The 18462-nt window shown below is 58.8% G+C and carries 13 protein-coding genes; 3 read left to right on the top strand and 10 right to left on the bottom strand.

Annotated features, from left to right (window positions below):
• Window positions 1-112: 112 nt before the first annotated feature.
• The gene (locus CLM72_RS07005) at window positions 113-2704 is read right to left on the bottom strand and encodes a glycosyltransferase (protein WP_105226008.1); all 2592 of its coding nucleotides are present in this window, start codon (window positions 2702-2704) and stop codon (window positions 113-115) included.
• A 217-nt stretch (window positions 2705-2921) separates the two neighbouring features.
• Here CLM72_RS07005 and tcdA point away from each other — a divergent pair, with 217 nt between their 5' ends.
• Complete coding sequence (gene tcdA / locus CLM72_RS07010) at window positions 2922-3731, top strand: tRNA cyclic N6-threonylcarbamoyladenosine(37) synthase TcdA (protein WP_371262607.1); 810 nt, start codon at window positions 2922-2924, stop codon at window positions 3729-3731.
• Between the two features lie 344 nt (window positions 3732-4075).
• On the opposite strand, the gene CLM72_RS07015 is transcribed toward tcdA, so the two are convergent.
• From CLM72_RS07015 to CLM72_RS07040, 5 genes are all read right to left on the bottom strand, one after another.
• A protein-coding gene (locus tag CLM72_RS07015; protein ID WP_105226009.1) for an IS3 family transposase occupies window positions 4076-5439 on the bottom strand; the annotation gives its coding sequence in 2 pieces (ribosomal slippage) (window positions 4076-4974 and window positions 4974-5439; 1365 coding nt in all).
• Between the two features lie 385 nt (window positions 5440-5824).
• Window positions 5825-6238 (bottom strand): SufE family protein, encoded by a 414-nt coding sequence (locus CLM72_RS07025; protein WP_105226011.1) that lies wholly within the window; start codon window positions 6236-6238, stop codon window positions 5825-5827.
• Window positions 6235-7440 (bottom strand): aminotransferase class V-fold PLP-dependent enzyme, encoded by a 1206-nt coding sequence (locus CLM72_RS07030; RefSeq protein ID WP_105226012.1) that lies wholly within the window; start codon window positions 7438-7440, stop codon window positions 6235-6237. The genes CLM72_RS07025 and CLM72_RS07030 overlap by 4 nt, the downstream gene beginning before the upstream one ends.
• Before the next feature lie 68 nt (window positions 7441-7508).
• Window positions 7509-8543 (bottom strand): 2,3,4,5-tetrahydropyridine-2,6-dicarboxylate N-succinyltransferase, encoded by a 1035-nt coding sequence (gene dapD / locus CLM72_RS07035; RefSeq protein ID WP_034126827.1) that lies wholly within the window; start codon window positions 8541-8543, stop codon window positions 7509-7511.
• 31 nt (window positions 8544-8574) lie between these two features.
• Entirely contained in the window at window positions 8575-8883 is a 309-nt protein-coding gene (locus tag CLM72_RS07040; RefSeq protein WP_229999207.1) for an arsenate reductase, read from the bottom strand.
• A 279-nt stretch (window positions 8884-9162) separates the two neighbouring features.
• Here CLM72_RS07040 and CLM72_RS07045 point away from each other — a divergent pair, with 279 nt between their 5' ends.
• Window positions 9163-10806 carry a Na+/H+ antiporter gene (locus CLM72_RS07045; RefSeq protein ID WP_105226013.1) on the top strand — a complete coding sequence of 548 codons (1644 nt, stop codon included), beginning with the start codon at window positions 9163-9165 and terminating at the stop codon, window positions 10804-10806.
• A 68-nt stretch (window positions 10807-10874) separates the two neighbouring features.
• Here the strand turns inward: CLM72_RS07045 and CLM72_RS07050 are convergent, their stop codons facing one another.
• The 4 genes from CLM72_RS07050 to map all read right to left on the bottom strand — a co-directional run bounded on the left by CLM72_RS07050 (window position 10875) and on the right by map (window position 17294).
• The gene (locus CLM72_RS07050; RefSeq protein ID WP_105226014.1) at window positions 10875-12002 is read right to left on the bottom strand and encodes a M12 family metallopeptidase; all 1128 of its coding nucleotides are present in this window, start codon (window positions 12000-12002) and stop codon (window positions 10875-10877) included.
• Window positions 12003-12409: 407 nt separating this feature from the next.
• Entirely contained in the window at window positions 12410-13609 is a 1200-nt protein-coding gene (dapC, locus tag CLM72_RS07055; RefSeq protein ID WP_105226015.1) for a succinyldiaminopimelate transaminase, read from the bottom strand.
• Between the two features lie 135 nt (window positions 13610-13744).
• The gene (locus tag CLM72_RS07060) at window positions 13745-16447 is read right to left on the bottom strand and encodes a [protein-PII] uridylyltransferase (RefSeq protein ID WP_105226016.1); all 2703 of its coding nucleotides are present in this window, start codon (window positions 16445-16447) and stop codon (window positions 13745-13747) included.
• A gap of 64 nt (window positions 16448-16511) precedes the next feature.
• Window positions 16512-17294: a type I methionyl aminopeptidase gene (gene map / locus CLM72_RS07065; protein ID WP_003189156.1), complete on the bottom strand. Its 783-nt coding sequence runs from the start codon at window positions 17292-17294 to the stop codon at window positions 16512-16514.
• 388 nt (window positions 17295-17682) lie between these two features.
• On the opposite strand from map, the gene rpsB reads away from it, so the two are divergent.
• Entirely contained in the window at window positions 17683-18420 is a 738-nt protein-coding gene (rpsB, locus tag CLM72_RS07070; RefSeq protein WP_003189158.1) for a 30S ribosomal protein S2, read from the top strand.
• Window positions 18421-18462: the final 42 nt, after the last annotated feature.

Genomic DNA, 18462 nt, shown 5'->3' on the forward strand with positions numbered 1-18462 from the left:
GCAGGCAAGCCAGCTCCCACATAGAATTGGGCCAGGCCAAGTCTCACAAACGGCCGTTATCTTATAGCAAAACGGCGGCCAAGGGCCGCCGTTTAGTGCATCGCGTGACTTTTTACGCCGCCGGCGCGGGCTCAGGCGCCGCCGAAGGTTTGGGCAGCGACGACAGGAACGCCATGATCAGCGCCGCCACATACGGCAGCGACTGCACCAGCAACATCACCACCCAGAAGCGAATGTCATTGCTCGGCAGGCCTTGCACCAGGTAGATCCCCAGCGCCGCGCCCCACAGCAGCAGCATGATGAACATTTCTTCGCGGGCTTCGGAAATTGCCACCCAGAAGCCGTGGTTATCCGCATTTTTCGGTGTACGAAAGAACGGAATGCTGCTGGTGAAGAAGCCGTACAACACCGCCTTGGCGATGGTATGAGACAGCGCCAACCCGGCCAGCGCCGCACAGAACGCATCTTTCAAGTTCACACCTACCGCACGACGGTAGAGGAAGATGATCTTGCCGACCTTGAACACAAACAACGCCAACGGCGGGATTGCGAAAATCAGCAATGGCGGGTCGACCCGAGTCGGCACGATGATCATCGCCGCAGACCACAACAGGGCGCCGACGGTAAAGAAGATGTTCATGCCATCGGCCACCCACGGCAACCAGCCCGCAAGGAAGTGGTAGCGTTGGCCGCGGGTCAGTTCGGTGTCCTTGCCGCGCAACAGGCTGGCGGTGTGGCGCTTGATGATCTGGATCGCGCCATAGGCCCAGCGGAAACGCTGTTTCTTGAAGTCGATAAAGGTATCCGGCATCAAACCCTTGCCGTAGCTGTCGTGGTAGTACGCCGCGGACAGGCCTTTTTCGAACACGCGCAGGCCCAGTTCGGCGTCTTCACAGATGCACCAGTCGGCCCAGCCCAGCTCTTCAAGCACCGAGCGGCGGGTCATGGTCATGGTGCCGTGCTGGATGATCGCGTCACGGTCGTTACGGGTCACCATGCCGATATGGAAGAAGCCCTTGTATTCGGCGTAGCAGAGTTTCTTGAAGGTGCTTTCGTTCTGGTCGCGGTAATCCTGGGGCGACTGCACCACGGCGATTTTCGGGTCGGCGAAGTGCGGCACCATGTGCTTGAGCCAGTTCGGCGATACGCAGTAGTCCGAGTCGATCACTGCGATCACTTCGGCATCCTTGGCGGTGTGCGGGATCAGGTAGTTCAGCGCGCCGCCCTTGAAACCGGCCAGGGGCGCGACGTGGAAGAACTTGAAGCGCGGGCCGAGGGTTTCGCAGTAGTCGCGTACCGGCTCCCACACCGCCGGGTCCTTGGTGTTGTTGTCGATGATCAGGACTTCGTAGTCCGGATAGTCGAGGGCGGCCAGGGCATCGAGGGTCTGCTTGACCATTTCCGGTGGCTCGTTGTAGCACGGCACGTGGATCGATACTTTAGGGCGGTAGTCCGAGTCGCCTTCCACGGGCAGGAATTCACGCCGGCGCTTGTGGGTCCACACCGCTTCCGCCAGTTCGTGGGCTTCGGTCAGCAACACAATGAACACGCCCAGGGCGCCGAGTGCCAGCAACACACCGACCGTCACGCTGAACCAGGTGCTGTATTGCTGGCTGTAGTCGTAGCCGATCCAGACCAGCACCGACCCGCACAGGAACGCAATGAAGGTCAGGAAGGTACGGCCCCGCTGGCGCAGGGCTGAGCCGTCGATCATCAACAGGGTCAGGGACAGCAGCGCAAGCACTACCGAACCGATGGCCAGTACCCGCCATTGCGGAATCGCCACCACCGGGCCGTCAAAATTGAATTTCTGCTGGCGCGCGGCATTGAATACACCCCAATACGCACCCGCCGAACCTTCGTCGCTGACCTTCCACGGCTGGTCGAAGGCCTCGATCACAAAGTAGTTGTAACCCTGGCGGTTGAGCTTGTTGACCAGCGTACGCAGGTAAATCGCCTGGTCGGCCGGCGACGTCTCATTGCCACCGCGCATACGGCCGTTGCTCGGCCAGCCCACTTCCGATAGCAGCAGCTGCTTTTTCGGGAAGGCTTTCTTCAGGTCCTTGGCGCGGTCGAGAACGTACTGGCCGGCCTTGTCCATCGGGATGTACTCCCAGAACGGCAGGATGTGCGCGGCGATCAGGTCGACGTGCTTGGCCAGTTGCGGGTTCTTTTCCCAGATGTGCCATTGCTCGGAGGTGGTCACCGGGACTTTCACGGCGGCGCGCACGCGGTCGAGCAGCACGATCAGGGCTTCGGGGGTGATTTCTTCACGGAACAACGCTTCGTTGCCCACCACTACGCGCACGACACTGCGCGAGGTGTTGGCGATCTCGATAGCGCGCTGGATCTCCCGCTCGTTACGCTCAAGGTCCGGGCTGATCCAGATCCCCAGGGTCACGCGCAGGCCAAACTCTTCGGCCAGCTTGGGTATATCCCCCAGGGGGCCGTCCACCGAGTAGGTACGGATGTTGTCCGTCAGCTTGCTCATGATCGCAAGGTCCTGACGCATCTGTTCGTCGGTAGGGTACTGGCCTTTCTGCGGGTACTGGCCTTGCTGGAACGGCGAGTAGGAAAAACCGGAGATCTGATCGGGCCAGTTGGGAGCGGTGACCGGGCGGTTGATCAGCGCCCAGAAACCGGTGAACAGCGCGGCAATTGCCAGCACCACCACCAGGTTGAGTCCAAATTTACGCGATGCCATGGTTATGTCGGGTTCCAAAGGGTGCGGAACGAAAGAGGTGTCGGCCTGCGCCGAACGGCGCGCATCCTACACTGGCGCTTCCCTGAGCGTACAGCAGACAGAGAAAAGCCGGACGTTAGTCTGCGAAACTCCATCTAAGTTCTTCACTTGTAACTTGTAGCTTAAAACTTGCCGCTCCGTAGCCCTATAATGCGCGCCGGTTTTTGGGGTAATGATGATGAGTACAGAAGATCCGCGGTTTGCAGGCGTCGCCCGCTTGTACGGGCTTGAGGGCCTGGAGCGCTTGAAAGCGGCCCATGTGGCGATTGTCGGCGTCGGCGGCGTGGGTTCCTGGGCGGCGGAAGCGATTGCCCGCTGCGGGGTGGGCGAGATTTCGCTGTTTGACCTGGACGATGTCTGCGTCAGCAACAGCAACCGCCAGTTGCATGCCTTGGACAGCACCGTGGGCAAGCCCAAGGTCGAAGTGATGGCCGAGCGTTTGCGCGGTATTAATCCTGAGTGCACCGTGCACGCGGTGGCAGACTTCGTCACCCGCGACACCATGGCCGAGTACATCACCCCGACTATCGACTGCGTGATCGACTGCATCGACGCGGTCAACGCCAAGGCGGCGCTGATTGCCTGGTGCAAGCGCCGCAAGATCCAGATCATCACCACTGGCGGTGCCGGCGGGCAGATTGACCCCACGCTGATCCAGGTGTGCGATCTGAACCGCACCTTCAATGATCCGCTGGCGTCGAAAGTACGCTCTACCTTGCGCCGCGATTATGGCTTCTCGCGCACGGTGACCCGCCATTACAGCGTGCCCTGCGTGTTTTCCACCGAACAACTGCGCTATCCCAAACCCGATGGCAGTATCTGTTTGCAGAAGAGTTTTGTCGGTGATGGCGTGAAGCTGGACTGCGCGGGAGGGTTTGGCGCAGTGATGATGGTCACGGCCACGTTCGGTATGGTGGCGGCGACCAAGGCGGTGGACAAGATTGTGGCGGGAGTGCGCAGGCCTTCAGAGCGCATCAAACCCAGCTAAATCTCATTGTCGAACATAGATCCAAATTGTGGGAGCTGGCTTGCCTGCGATAGCGGTGTGTCAGCCACTGAAAATACTGACTGATTCGCCGCTATCGCAGCATAGGTATCTACACAACTTCGGCACGACGCTAAATCTGTGGCGAGGGAGCTTGCTCCCGTGACGGCCTGGCAGCCGACACAGATATAACTGATGCCCCGCGATCCAATGTGGGAGCTGGCTTGCCTGCGAAGACGGCCTGACAGTCAACACAGTTGGACCGTGTACATATCCATTCCTGCGGTAACGGCCACTTAGGGTTCCGCCCTGACGTGAACTGCCCCCCAAAAGTTGGACAGGAGACGCTATTGATTTAGTGCCTGGGTCCGAAACTGTACCGGACTCAAGCCATTCAGTCTGAGGCTTATGCGGTCTTGGTTGTAGTAGGTGATGTAATCCTCTAAGCCTGATGCCAGTTGCTCCACACTCTCAAATGATTCCAGATAGAAAAACTCGCTCTTGAGCGTGCCGAAAAAGCTCTCCATGGCGGCATTGTCCAAGCAATTACCCTTGCGCGACATGCTCTGCTCGATGCTCTTTTCGGCCAGCATGTGTCGGTAGGTAGGCTGCCTGTACTGCCAACCCTGGTCAGAGTGCAGTATCGGCCTGTCACCTTGATTCAGTCGCCTGAAGGCTTTTTCCAGCATCGTCGAAACCATCTTGAATTCGGGACGTCGGTTGATCTGGTAAGCCAGGATCTCGCCGTTGTACAAATCCATGAGAGGCGAGAGAAACAGCTTTTGCCCCTTCACCTTGAACTCCGTCACGTCGGTTGCCCATTTCTGGTTAGGGGCTTGTGCCTTAAATTCGCGCTTTAGTAGATCAGGCGCAACAAGCCCTTCAGCACCTCGGTAAGAGCGATATTTCTTCACTTTGACCAGCGACTTGAGGCCTATCATCTGCATCAGCCGATACACCTTTTTGTGATTGATCAACTCACCACTGTTTCCAAGGGTCGCGGTGATGCGGCGGTAGCCGTAACGCCCCTTATGCTCGTGATAGACGCTGCGGATGCGATCTTTAAGGCCGGCATGCTTGTCGGTTAGCAGTGTTTTACTTTGGTAATAGAAGGTGCTGCGTGCAAGTGCCGCAGCACGTAGCAACAGAGCAAGTGGATGCTCATGCCTCAATCCTTGGACGGCCTGCGTTTTTTTGGCTGCGCAGTAAGGGGATCCGCTTGGATTAAGGCATCGAGCTTTTTTAGATAGGCATTCTCCGCGCGCAGATAAGCCAGTTCTGCGAGCATTTGTGCAGGGGGCAGTTCTGCGTCCGCAGGAAGAGCAGGACTTGCTTTGGGTTGCCTGGAAGGTTTGCGGGGCATGCTGGACTCTTTAAGACGATGCGGTTGTAGTGCTTCTACACCGCCTTCATCGTACAACTTTCGCCACTGTCTGATACTACTTGGACCACGGATATCAAACCGTATACAGGCCTGTTGGTCCGACAGTCCGTCTTGTTTGATGCACTGCAAAACCTTCAATTTAAACTGGGCATCGTAATGGCTGTACTTGGCAATCAAGCCAGAGGCGCCGTGCTTTTCAAAACCCTTGACCCAGCGACGAAGCAGCGATGGACTCAAGCCATGCTTGAGGGCCACCTCATGAACGCTACTGGCAGACAGACACTCTTCAATCAGTGATTGCTTGAGTGCTAGGTTGTATTTCGTCATGGAACACCCTCCTGAGGGGGTCAGGTGTCCAACATTCGGGGGGCAGTTCAACGGCGGCTCACTTTCGAAAAGCGCGAAAGTAAGCAAAGCGCTCTTGCCCCACCACTCGGCACCTCGCTTAGGCTCGGTGTGCCCGTAATCCGCCAGTGATTTGGGGGGTCGCCGCCACGCGCCATCCATGGCGCGGGGCGGCTAAACCGGCATCCCTGCCGGTTTACCCCCCAAATCCCTGTCGAATTCCGGCCAGCGTGGTTTAACGGGGCGCCTAAGATCAAAAGCAGATCAAGATCAAGATCAAGAGCGGCTCGCTTCGCATCGTGGTTACCGTTGAGCTAACAGAGTTATGTAGATACCTATGGCTATCGCAGGCAAGCCAGCTCCCACATTATTTCTGCGTACGCGTCAGGTCTCGCATGCGTTGCAGTACGGCATTCAAGCCATTGCTGCGCGACGGCGATAACTGGCGCGACAAGCCCAGTCGATTGAACCAGTCAGGCAGGTCGACCGCTTGCAGTTCACCAGCCGACAACCCATTGACCCGCGCCAGCAGCAACGCCACCAACCCGCGAATCATCCGTGCCTCGCTGCTCGCCGCAAACTGCCAATGGCCGTCCTGCAAGCGCCCCACCAGCCACACCAGGCTTTCGCAACCTTGCACCAGGTTAGTGTCGACCTTTTCGTCATCAGCCAGGGCGGGCAAGCGTTCACCCCATTGCATCAGCATCCGTGCGCGCTGCTCCCAGCTGCCCACGGCCTGGAAGGCTTCCAGCGCGGCTTGTGCCTCCAGCGGCAAGCTCATCGCAGCATGTCCAGCGCCTGGTCCAGCGCTTCAAAAAAGCGTTCCAGGTCGTCGGAATCGTTGTAGAGCGCCAGGGAAACGCGGATTGCGCCTGACAGATGCATTGCCTTCAACAATGGCATCGCGCAGTGATGACCGGCACGCACAGCAATGCCTTGCTCGGTCAGCAGGTGGGCGAGGTCGGCGTTATGCACGCCCTCCACCACAAAACTCACCAGCGCCACCTGCGGCGATCCCAGCACGCGCACGCCATTACGTGCCTTAAGCCCACGCAGCAGGTAGTCATGCAGGGCGGCTTCGTGGGCGATCACCGCGGAGGGATCCAGCGAGCTCAGGTAATCCAGGCTCGCGCCCAGGCCGATCACGCTGGCAATCGGCGGGGTGCCGGCTTCAAAGCCCAGCGGCGCGGGGCGAAAGCTGGCGCTGTGGTAGTCGGCCTGCTGCACCATCTCGCCGCCGAACTGCCAGTGGCGCAGGTGGTGCAGGGCCTCATTACGGCCATACAGTACGCCGACGCCGTCCGGACCGTAGAGTTTGTGGCTGGAGAACACATAGAAATCGCAGCCCAGGGCCTGCACGTCGTGACGGCCATGGACGATGCCTTGGGCGCCGTCCACCACCGTGAGGGCGCCATGTGCCTGGGCCAGCGCTAGCAAGGCTTGCAGCGGCTGCCAGGCACCGAGCACGTTGGACAACTGGCTCACCGCCAGCAGGCGCGTGCGTGGGCCAATCAAGCGGGCTGCGGCGTCCAGGTCTATTACGCCTTCATCGTCCAGGGGTAATACCACCAGCGTGAGCGCGCGGCGTTTGGCCAATTGCTGCCAGGGCAACAGGTTGGCGTGGTGTTCCAGGGCGCTGATGGCAATCTCATCGCCCGCATTGAATAAGTGTTCCAGGCCATAGGCCAGGAAGTTCAGCGCAGACGTTGCGCCGTGGGTAAACACAACCTGCCCGCTGTCACCTGCGTTCAACCACTGCGCGACCTTGCTGCGGCTGTCTTCAAAGGCCTGGGTAGCATGGGCCCCGGGCAAATGCTGGGCACGGTGCACATTCGCTGCGCCATTGGCGTAGTAATGACTGATGGCATCCAGCAGGGCTTGGGGTTTTTGCGTGGTGGCGGCGCTGTCCAGATAGGTCTGGTCTTGCCGTTGCAGGGTGGCGATGGCCGGGAAGTCGGCGCGCCAGGGGGAGGGCACAAGCATGGTGATCAAGACTCGTATAAGCGCGCCGCCCCCAAGGGTGCGGCCCGCTAGTGGCATCGAGTGGCTGCTTAGTTGTGAGCGTGCAGCGCTTCGTTCAGTTCGATGGCCGATTTGTGGGTTTTGCACTCCACGGCACCGGTCTCGGAGTTACGACGGAACAGCAGGTCCGGCTGGCCAGCCAACTCGCGTGCCTTGACCACCTTGACCAGTTGGTTCTGCTCGTCCAGCAGGGCAACCTTGGTGCCGGCGGTTATGTAGAGGCCCGACTCCACGGTGTTGCGGTCGCCCAATGGGATACCGGTACCGGCGTTGGCGCCGATCAGGCAGCCTTCGCCCACCTTGATCACGATATTGCCGCCGCCCGACAGGGTGCCCATGGTGGAGCAACCGCCGCCCAGGTCGGAGCCCTTGCCGACGAATACGCCCGCCGATACGCGGCCTTCGATCATGCCCGGGCCTTCGGTGCCCGCGTTGAAGTTGACGAAGCCTTCGTGCATCACGGTGGTGCCTTCGCCCACGTACGCGCCCAGGCGGATACGTGCAGCGTCAGCGATACGCACGCCAGCCGGTACGACGTAGTCGGTCATTTTCGGGAATTTGTCCACCGAGAACACTTCCAGCAGGTCGCCACGCAGGCGCGCTTCCAGTTGGCGCTCGGCCAGTTCATTGATGTCGATGGCGCCCTGGCTGGTCCAGGCCACGTTCGGCAACTGCGGGAACACACCGGCCAGGCTCAGGCCGTGGGGCTTGACCAGGCGATGGGACAGCAGGTGCAGCTTGAGGTAGGCCTCAGGCGTGGAGGTCAGTGCGGCGTCTTCGGCCAGCAAGGTCGCGACCAGCGGCGTGTGGCTTTCAGCCAGACGGCTGAGCAGGGCGGCCTGGGCAGCATCGACGCCTTTGAGCGCGTCGGCCAGTTGCAGGGCCTGGCTCACGGTGAAGGTGATCGCCTGGTTGCCTTCGGTGTAACCGAGGATCGGTGCGATGGCGGCAACGATTTCAGCCGACGGGTTGAGCAAGGGTTGTGCGTAAAACACTTCCAGCCAAGCACCTTGGCGGTTCTGAGTGCCGACGCCGAAGCCCAGGCTGAACAGGGAATTGGACATGCTGTTACCTCTACAAAAATGGAAGGCTGGCCTACTTGAGGGCCGCCGAATAACTATCTGGCTTGAAGCCAATCAGGGTTCTGTCACCGAGATCGAGCACCGGGCGCTTGATCATCGAGGGTTGTGCGAGCATCAATTCAATGGCTTTCGACTGATCGAGATCGGCTTTGCGTTCGTCTTCGAGTTTGCGAAAGGTGGTGCCCGCACGGTTCAAAACCACCTGCCAACCGTGCTCATTGCACCATTGGGTCAAGTGTTCGCGGTCGATACCGGCCGTTTTGTAGTCATGGAACTCATAGCTCACCCCGTGCTCATCGAGCCAGGTGCGCGCCTTTTTCATGGTGTCGCAGGCTTTGATGCCGAAAAGGTGCAAGGTTTTGCTTGAAGCACTCAAGGAATTGCCCCCCTTTGGACGTATGAAAATGAAAGATCGCCGATTATGCCACGACCAGCGGGTTTCGGCGCCGCTCGTCAACAGCGTGCGACTTTTGTGCAAAAGCGCATTGCGCAGCATAGGCCAGTAACATAGCCAGGTAACATAGCCGGGTAATATGGCACTTCAGCGGCCAGTTGTTGCCTGATGTGTCGTTGCGAGTCGATTGTCCGGGAAACCCGCGTTATGCAAACCGCCTACACCGTTCTTATCCTGCTGATGCTGGTCAGCTTTTCGCGCCTGGTCGGGCGCATCATCCCACTGCCGTTACCGCTGGTGCAGATCGCCGCCGGCGCCTTGCTGGCCTGGCCCACGTTGGGGCTGCATGTGGCGCTGGACCCTGAGCTGTTCCTGTTTCTGTTCCTGCCGCCACTGTTGTTTTCCGATGGTTGGCGCATGCCCAAGCGCGAGTTGTGGCGCCTGCGTGGCCCGATCCTGACATTGGCGGTGGGGCTGGTGCTGTTCACCGTGGTGGGCGCCGGTTACTTCATTCATTGGTTGCTGCCCTCGATCCCCTTGCCGGTGGCCTTTGCCCTGGCAGCGGTGCTCTCGCCGACGGACGCCGTGGCGGTGTCGGCCATTTCCCAGAACCGTTTGCCCAAGCCGCTGATGCACATGCTCCAGGGGGAGGCCTTGATGAATGACGCGTCGGGCCTGGTGACTTTCAAGTTCGCCCTGGCCGCGGCGTTGACCGGGGTGTTTTCCCTGGCGGATGCCAGCCTGACGTTTGTGTTGGTGGCGGTAGGCGGGCTGGCGATCGGCGTGGCGTTGAGCTGGCTGGTCGGCCGCCTGCGCGCCTGGATGATCGCGCGCGGTTGGGACGACCCGGCGACCCATGTGGTGTTCATGTTGTTGCTGCCCTTTGCTGCGTACGTACTGGCTGAACGCCTGGGCGCGTCCGGCATCCTCTCGGCGGTGGCAGCGGGCATGATGCAAAGCTGGCTCGACCTGCTGCCGCGCCAGACCAGCACGCGCCTGCTCAACCGCAGCGTGTGGTCGTTGCTGGAGTTTGCCTTTAACGGCCTGATCTTCCTGCTGCTCGGTCTGCAACTGCCAGACATCATCAAGGCCGTGGTCAGCCATGAAACCACGCTGTGGCCCACCTTGATGTATCGCTGCCTGGATGTGGTGGCGATCTTCCTGGTGCTGGTGGTATTGCGCTTTATCTGGGTGCAAAGCATCTGGCGGCTGTCGGGGTTGCTGCGCAGGCTACGTGGCAAAAACGCGCTGACCCTGGTGCCGACGGCCCGTTCCTGCTGGTTGTTGACCGTCGGCGGTGTACGCGGTGCGGTGACCCTGGCGGGCGTCATGTCGGTGCCCTTGCTGTTGGCGCCTGGCCAGGGTTTCCCTGAGCGTGACCTGCTGATCTTTATCGCTGCCGGGGTGATCCTGCTGTCGCTGGTCGCTGCCTGCATCGCGCTGCCGTTACTATTGCGTGGTGTCGAAAAAGGCCCCGATGAACAGCGCCACAACGAAGTGCGCGAGGCTTGGAAGAAGACCGCCGTGGCGGCGATCCATGCGCTGGAGGCCCAAGAGCCCGCCGAAGCCGAAACCCCGGATGCCGCTCAAGCTGCGCTGGCAACCGAGCTCAAGGCGCGGCTGATGGCGGAGTATCGTCATCAGTTGGATGTGTTTAATGATTCGGCCGAAGCCCAGGCGTTGGCGCTGCACATGGACCAGTTGGAGCGCACGTTGCGACTCAAGGCCCTGCGGGCGCAGCGGTTGGAGTTGTACAGCTTGAGCCGTCATCACCAGATTGGTGATGACGTGTTGAGGGAAGTGTTGGCGGAGTTGGATATGAGTGAGGCGAATTTGGGTCAAACCCACTAGTCATTGATACCGTTTTCTGTCCCTGCCGCAGATTATGGCGGCGCAGTGTAAATAAGTAAGTTGGAACATTAGGCCGATTTTTTAGGAAGGGTAATGTCGGTAAGGCCCAAGGCCTTAGCAAACATATGTTTGACGGCGCGAGCAGTTTTCTTTTTGTTGGCGTCCCAGTGGATCCCCATCGTGGGCTGTGATGTATCAGTACTTTTGGCATCTGTGCCTATTTGGGACCATGAGGTCCCATCCGCGCTCAGCGAAATTCGAATATCGCCGTCGTTTTGGTCGGTGAATACGACGTGATTATTAACGTGAGGTTGTAGTTTTTCAATATTATGCTTCACGAATTTTTTCTGTTCGTCACCCATGCCGTATAGAGATACGGTAACTTTCGAATGCTCGGGCCATAGCTTTTGTACTACGGCGGTAGCTTTGAGCTGTTTAATGCTGTCTTCCCGTGAAGGGTGAGGGGGGATTGGGTACATTTTTTTGCTTAGTAGTTCTATATCGCCAAGTGATAGCTTAGTGTTTTTTTTAATTTCAGGGGCTCCTTTTAACTCTTTTGACGTAAACGCGTAGTGCGTCATCGATTTCTGGTCGTACCCAGTGAAGATAGGGCCGTTTTTCTGTGGCTTTATTGTGTCAAGTGCGTTGTTTGTTAAGGTTTTCTCGGGATCTTCTAATTTCTCGGCACGCTTCAGAAGCTCAGCTTTATCAAACTCAATAGTACGCTCTGGATGTTGATGCTCATGCAATACACCAACGGCGTGCAAGCCCTCGTGTATGGTGGTAGCGACTATCTCTTCAGGCTTTCGATTGAAGTCGATGAAAAGCGTGGGTTTGCCGGTCGGCGCTTTTCGGGCGTCTGTTCCCACATATGAGTAACCATTTAGCCCCGGTCTATCGTTATGGCCTACTCGGATATTAGCGTCGGTACCGGCGACGTACTTGAATGTGAGATTGATATAAGGGGTGAATTCACTGAACCCTTTTTTTACAAGAGCTTCTTGGTCAGGGGTAGTTCCGATGAAGCCAATGGTGACGGTTGAATTCTGTGGCCATCTCCGGTGAATTGCGCCTATGCCGCGCTTGGACCTGCTACGGGGCGTGGACTCCACCTGTGTTTGTTCATTGATTGTGGTGGTCGTCGGGTTTTCTATATGCGTATACGTCTGCCTGTAGCTATTGTTGATGACGGACATCTTGTTTGGCTCCAGAATAATCACGGTGTCGAATCAATATTCAGTAATTGCGGTACTAATTCGTATAGTGTGTGGTTAATTTGGCTGGGCGGTTCCTTCATGTGATCTGGCAGATGTAAACATGTTTGTTGTCGGCGAGATCTGGCATCCATGCCGCTAGCCGTCGGCGAAATATTCGGGATTATGCTGAGGGGTAATCGCCGGGAGTCGTTCTGTGATTGAAGGTGGAGGCTAAGCGGAGGGTAAAAAATACGTTATATAGCTTTGTTTCGTCATCATCAGGCGGGTGATGACTTTTTGCGTAAAGTATTATTGGAATTGAATATAAGTGAGGCGAGTTTAGACAGCGACAACCTCAGGTTTGTCTCGATAATGCCCACTCCTGCCCGGCAGAAGTGGGCTCTTAGTTAGCGCTTGCGCTGAATAAAGTTCCGAATCCTCTGCGCCGCTTCCACACACTCGGCCAACGGCGCCACCAGCGCCAGGCGTACGCGCCCGGCGCCAGGGTTGAAGCCGTCGACTTCGCGCGACAGATACGAACCCGGCACAACGGTCACATGTTCCTCCACGAACAAGTCGCGGCAGAAGGCGGCGTCGTCTCCCTTCACATTCGGCCACAGATAGAAGCCACCGTCTGGAGCTTGTACATCCAGCACGGGCTTGAGAATGGCCAGTACGGCGTCGAATTTCTCCCGATACATGTCACGGTTGACCAGTACGTGAGCTTCATCCTGCCAGGCCGCAATGCTTGCAAGCTGGGTTTGCACTGGCATCGCGCAGCCGTGGTAGGTGCGGTACAGCAAAAAGGCCTTGAGGATCTCGGCGTCGCCGGCCACGAAGCCTGAACGCAGGCCTGGCAGGTTGGAGCGCTTGGATAGGCTGTGGAACACCACACAACGCTTGAAGTCCTGACGGCCCAGTTCGACGCAGGCGCTGAGCAGTCCCGGGGGTGGGGTTTGCTCGTCGAAGTACAGCTCGCTGTAGCATTCGTCGGCGGCGATGACGAAATCGTATTTATCGGCCAGGGCGATGAGTTTTTTCAGCGTGGTGACTGGAATCAGCGCACCGGTCGGGTTACCGGGGGAGCACAGGAACAGGATCTGGCAACGTTTCCAGATATCCGCAGAGACAGCATCGAAGTCTGGATTGAAGCCGTTGCTATCCAGGCACGGCAGGTAATGCGGCTTGGCCCCGGCCAGGAACGCGGCGCCTTCGTAGATCTGGTAGAACGGGTTGGGGCTCACTACCAGCGCATCGTCGCCACGGTTGACCACGGTCTGGGTGAAGGCAAACAGCGCCTCGCGCGTACCGTTGACCGGCAGGATGTTGCGCGCTGGGTCCAGCCAGCCCTTGGGCACGTTGAAGCGGCGTTCGCACCAGGCGCCGATGGCTTCACGCAGTGCCGGGATACCCAATGTGGTGGGGTACACCGCCATTTGATCGAGGTTATTGCTCAAGGCCTCGGCAACGAAGGCCGGTGACGTGTGCTTGGGCTCGCCGATGGACAGTGCGATCGGGCGTTTGTCCGGGTTCGGCGTCACGCTGCCGAGCAGGGCGCGCAGCTTCTCGAAGGGGTAGGGCTGCAACTGGTTAAGGGCGTTGTTCATATAAGCCTCTATCACGGTGAGCGCGGACCTATGGGAGCTGGCTTGCCTGCGATCTGCGGTCGATCGGACGGGCCGAGGTGTCTGCATCGCAGGCAAGCCAGCTCCCACATGACTCGTGTTCACAAAGTTAAGAATTCAAATAGTCAGTCTGGTCAGCTCGACACCGGGTTCCTGGGTCACGCTCAACTGCTCCACGATTGCCGCCTGCAAACGCAGGCACAGCTCCGGGTCGGACAGTGGCTGGTTGTCGGCATCGGTGATAAAGAACACGTCTTCCACCCGCTCGCCCAGGGTCGCAATCTTGGCATTTTGCAATGACAGGTCGAACTCCAGGAAAATCCCGCCGATACGCGCCAGCAGGCCTGGGCGATCCGGTGCGCTGAGCTCCAGCACCGTTACCGGGCGCTGTGCGTCGTTGGAAATGGTCACCTGGGGCGCAAAGGCAAAATGCTTGAGCTGGCGCGGCACCCGGCGCTGAATGATGGTGGGGTAGTCGTCGGGGTTGCGCAGGGCTTCGGTCAGGCCCTCGCGGATCTTTTTCACGCGCGCCGGGTTGTCGCCAATCGAGTCGCCGTCGGCGTCGAGCACGATGTAGGTGTCGAGAGTGAACTGGCTGCTGGAGGTGATGACCCGGGCGTCATGGATGTTCAGGTTGAGCTGGTCCATGGCCGCCACGGTCACGGCGAAGAAGTCGTGCTGGTCGGGCGCGTAGATGAAGATCTGCGTGCCGCCTTCGAATTCGCGCTGGGTGGTTTCCTTGATCAAGACCAACGGGCCGCCATCGGCGGGTTGCTGCAGGATTGCGTCACTGTGCCAGGCCACGTCGCCGGCGGTGTGGCGCAGGAAGTAATCATCACCCAGTTGCGACCAGAGTTGCTCGACGTCGTCCGGGTCGTTACCGCCGCGCACCAGGATATCCAGGGCTGCGCTTTGGGTGCGGCGGATCTGCTCTTCGCGGTCCACCGGGTTCTCCAGGCCACGGCGCAGGGCGCGCTTGGTCTCGGTGTACAGCTGGCGCAACAGGCTGGCGCGCCAGGAGTTCCACAGCGTGGGGTTAGTGGCGTTGATATCGGAGACGGTCAGCACATAGAGGTAGTCGAGACGGGTCTCATCGCCGACGATGCCGGCAAAGTCGTGAATCACCTGCGGGTCGGACAAGTCCTTGCGCTGGGCCGTGGTCGACATCACCAGGTGGTTCTGCACCAGCCAGACAATCAGGCGGCTGTCCCACAACGGCAACTGGTGGCGCTGGCAGAAGGCTTCGGCATCCACCGCGCCGATCTCCGAGTGGTCGCCATGCCGGCCTTTGCCGATGTCGTGGTACAAGCCGGCCAGGTAAATCAGCTCGGGCTTGGGCAGCTTGGCCATCAGCTTACTGGCCAGCGGGAATTTCTCTGATACCTGGGTGTACTGCAACTTACGCAGGTGCTTGATCAGGTTCAGGGTGTGGGCATCGACGGTATAGATATGGAACAGGTCGTGCTGCATCTGCCCGACGATAAAGCCGAACTCCGGCAGGTAGCGCCCCAGAATGCCGTAGCGGTTCATGCGCCGCAGGTTGCGATGGATGCCGATGCGGCACTTGAACAGTTCGATAAACAGGCTGGTATTGCGAATGTCGTTGCGAAAATCGTCGTCGATCAGGTGACGGTTTTCCCGCAGCAAGCGGATGGTATCGGCGCGCACGCCTTTGATCTCCGGCTGCTGGGCCATCAACACAAAGATTTCCAGCATGGCAAACGGCGTGCGGCGGAACACGTTGTCGTTGCGCGCTTCGATATAGCCATCGTGCAGCTGGAAACGCGCGTTGATCGGCTGCGGTGGCGCTTCGTCTTCGGGAGCCAGGATCACTTCTTCGAAGTGCTGGATGATCAAGTCGCTGAGCTGGGCAATGCTCATGACCACCCGGTAGTACTGCTGCATGAAGCTTTCGATGCTGGTCTTCGCATCTTCGCCTTCAAAGCCCAACAAGGTGGCGATAGAGCGCTGGTGATCGAAGAGCAGGCGGTCTTCGGAACGACCGGCCAGCATGTGCAGGGCGTAGCGCACCTTCCACAGGAACTCCTGGGACGAGGCCAGCAGAGTGTTTTCGCTCTCCACCAGGAAGCCTTCGCCGGCCAGGGCACGCAGGTTAAGCGTGCCGTATTGACGGCGCGCCACCCACAAGATTGTCTGGATATCCCGCAGCCCACCGGGTGAGCCTTTGACGTTGGGTTCCAGGTTGTATTCGGTGTCGTTGTACTTGTGGTGCCGGGCTTTTTGCTCGGCGCGCTTGGCCAGGAAAAAGTCTTTGCTTGGCCACATGTGTGCGGTGCTGGTGACTTCGAGCATGCGCTGGCGCAGGCGCTCGGGGCCGCAGATGGTGCGGCTTTCCATCAGGTTGGTGACCACCGTCAGGTCGGCACGGGCCTCTTCGGCGCATTCGTCCACCGAGCGTACGCTCTGGCCGACTTCCAGGCCGATGTCCCACAGCAACGTCAGAAAGCGCTCGATGGAATCGCGAAAGATCTCGTGATCGGCCTGGTCCAGCAGGATCAGCAGGTCGATGTCGGAGTAGGGGTGCAGTTCGCCGCGACCGTAGCCGCCGACCGCCACCAGGGCGATATCGGCGTCGAAACTCCAATTGAACTGCTCCCAGGCCTTTTGCAGGATGTTATCGACGAACCAGGCGCGGTCTTCGATCAGGCGGCGAATATCCCGGCCGCTGCGAAAGCGCGCATCGAGCACCTCGCGGGCTTGGCGGATGGCCTTCTTGAAGGCGGCGATGGGGCTTGCCTTCAGTGCCAGCTCGGCCTGGAATTGGCCACGGTCGAAGAGTTCGGGATCCACCTGGGGCATCGTTCGGCTTTCCTTTTTATCTATCAGTCAGTCACAACACGTTGCGGGAAAACCTGGGCGACCTTCAGGCAGAAACGCGTGGGATGGTGTCGTCAGCGCGCAGGGTGAAGATCTCGTAGCCGGTGTCGGTGACCAGCAGGGTGTGCTCCCACTGGGCCGAGAGCTTGCGGTCCTTGGTGATGGCGGTCCAGCCGTCGCCCAGCACCTTGGTGTCGGCCTTGCCCTGGTTGATCATCGGTTCGATGGTAAAGGTCATGCCAGCCTTGAGTTCCATACCGGTGCCTGCACGGCCGTAGTGCAGAATCTGCGGCTCTTCGTGGAACACCTTGCCGATACCGTGGCCGCAGAACTCGCGCACCACCGAGAAGCCGTTCTTTTCCGCGTGCTTCTGGATCACTTCACCGATGTCACCCAGGCGGCAGCCGGGCTTGACGATCTCGATGGCCTTGTACATGCATTCCTGGGTGACCTGGGACAGACGCTCGGCCCACACCGGCACATTACCGACGTGGAACATGCGGCTGGTGTCGCCGTGGTAACCATCCTTGATCACCGTGACGTCGATGTTCAGGGTGTCACCGTCTTTCAGTGGCTTGTCACCGGGAATGCCGTGGCAGACCACGTGGTTGATCGAGGTGCAGATCGACTTGGGGAAGCCTTTGTAATTCAGCGGGGCAGGGATGGCTTTTTGCACGTCGACTATATAGTCGTGGCAAATGCGGTCCAGCGCTTCGGTGGTGACGCCGGGCTTGACGTGTTCGGCGATCATTTCCAGCACGTCGGCAGCCAGTTTGCCGGCAACGCGCATGCCTGCGATGTCTTCGGCGGTTTTCAAGGTAACGGTCATACAGGCTCTCTCTAGCGCGACGCGCTGAAATCAATACGGTTCACGGGGAGCGCGACAAAGGGGTACAGCATTCGCGCAAGTCCCAAAAAACGCGATTCTAACAGACGATGCTGGCAAATCATGCGCGTCTGGTGATCGCTTCTCTCTATGAGGTAGAGGCATGTTGGCTGTATTCAAGGGCTTACGCAAAGACGACGACCGGCAAGTGTGATTGCGGGTTTCGTTTTTGCCGATGCTGTGGTATAAAATGCGCCGCTTTCCGGGGATACCCCGCAAAGCTTAAATCCACACACGTGTCGACACGATGACCTGGGTGCCGGAGGCCTTGATGCCGCTGGTTGGTCATTGGGATACGTGGAGGCCAAACCCGACTTATTAAGGAACTATCATGTCCCAAGTCAACATGCGCGATATGCTGAAGGCCGGTGTGCACTTCGGTCACCAGACCCGTTACTGGAACCCGAAAATGGGTAAGTACATTTTCGGCGCGCGTAACAAGATTCACATTATCAACCTTGAAAAAACCCTGCCAATGTTCAACGAAGCGCTGACTTTCGTAGAGCGTCTGGCCCAGGGCAAAAACAAGATCCTGTTCGTCGGCACCAAGCGTTCCGCTGGCAAGATCGTTGCTGAAGAAGCAGCACGTTGCGGTTCGCCGTACGTCGATCACCGCTGGTTGGGCGGCATGCTGACCAACTTCAAAACCATCCGTGCTTCCATCAAGCGTCTGCGTGACCTTGAAGTGCAAGCCGAAGACGGTACTTTCGCCAAGCTGACCAAGAAAGAAGCGCTGATGCGCTCCCGTGACCTGGAAAAGCTCGATCGTTCCCTGGGTGGTATCAAGGACATGGGCGGTCTGCCTGACGCACTGTTCGTTATCGACGTTGATCACGAGCGCATCGCGATCACCGAAGCCAACAAGCTGGGCATCCCGGTTATCGGCGTAGTCGATACCAACAGCAGTCCGGAAGGCGTTGACTACATCATCCCAGGCAACGATGACGCAATCCGCGCTATCCAGCTGTACATGGGTTCGATGGCTGACGCTGTAATCCGTGGTCGCAACCACGTTGCTGGTGGTACCGAGCAGTTCGTTGAAGAAGCTCCGGTAGCTGCCGCTGAGTAATTGACGCCCTGGCGTTGACTCAGTAAGCAAAAAGGGGGCTTG

The organism is Pseudomonas sp. MYb193 (assembly GCF_002966775.1).
Lineage (GTDB): Bacteria > Pseudomonadota > Gammaproteobacteria > Pseudomonadales > Pseudomonadaceae > Aquipseudomonas > Aquipseudomonas paracarnis.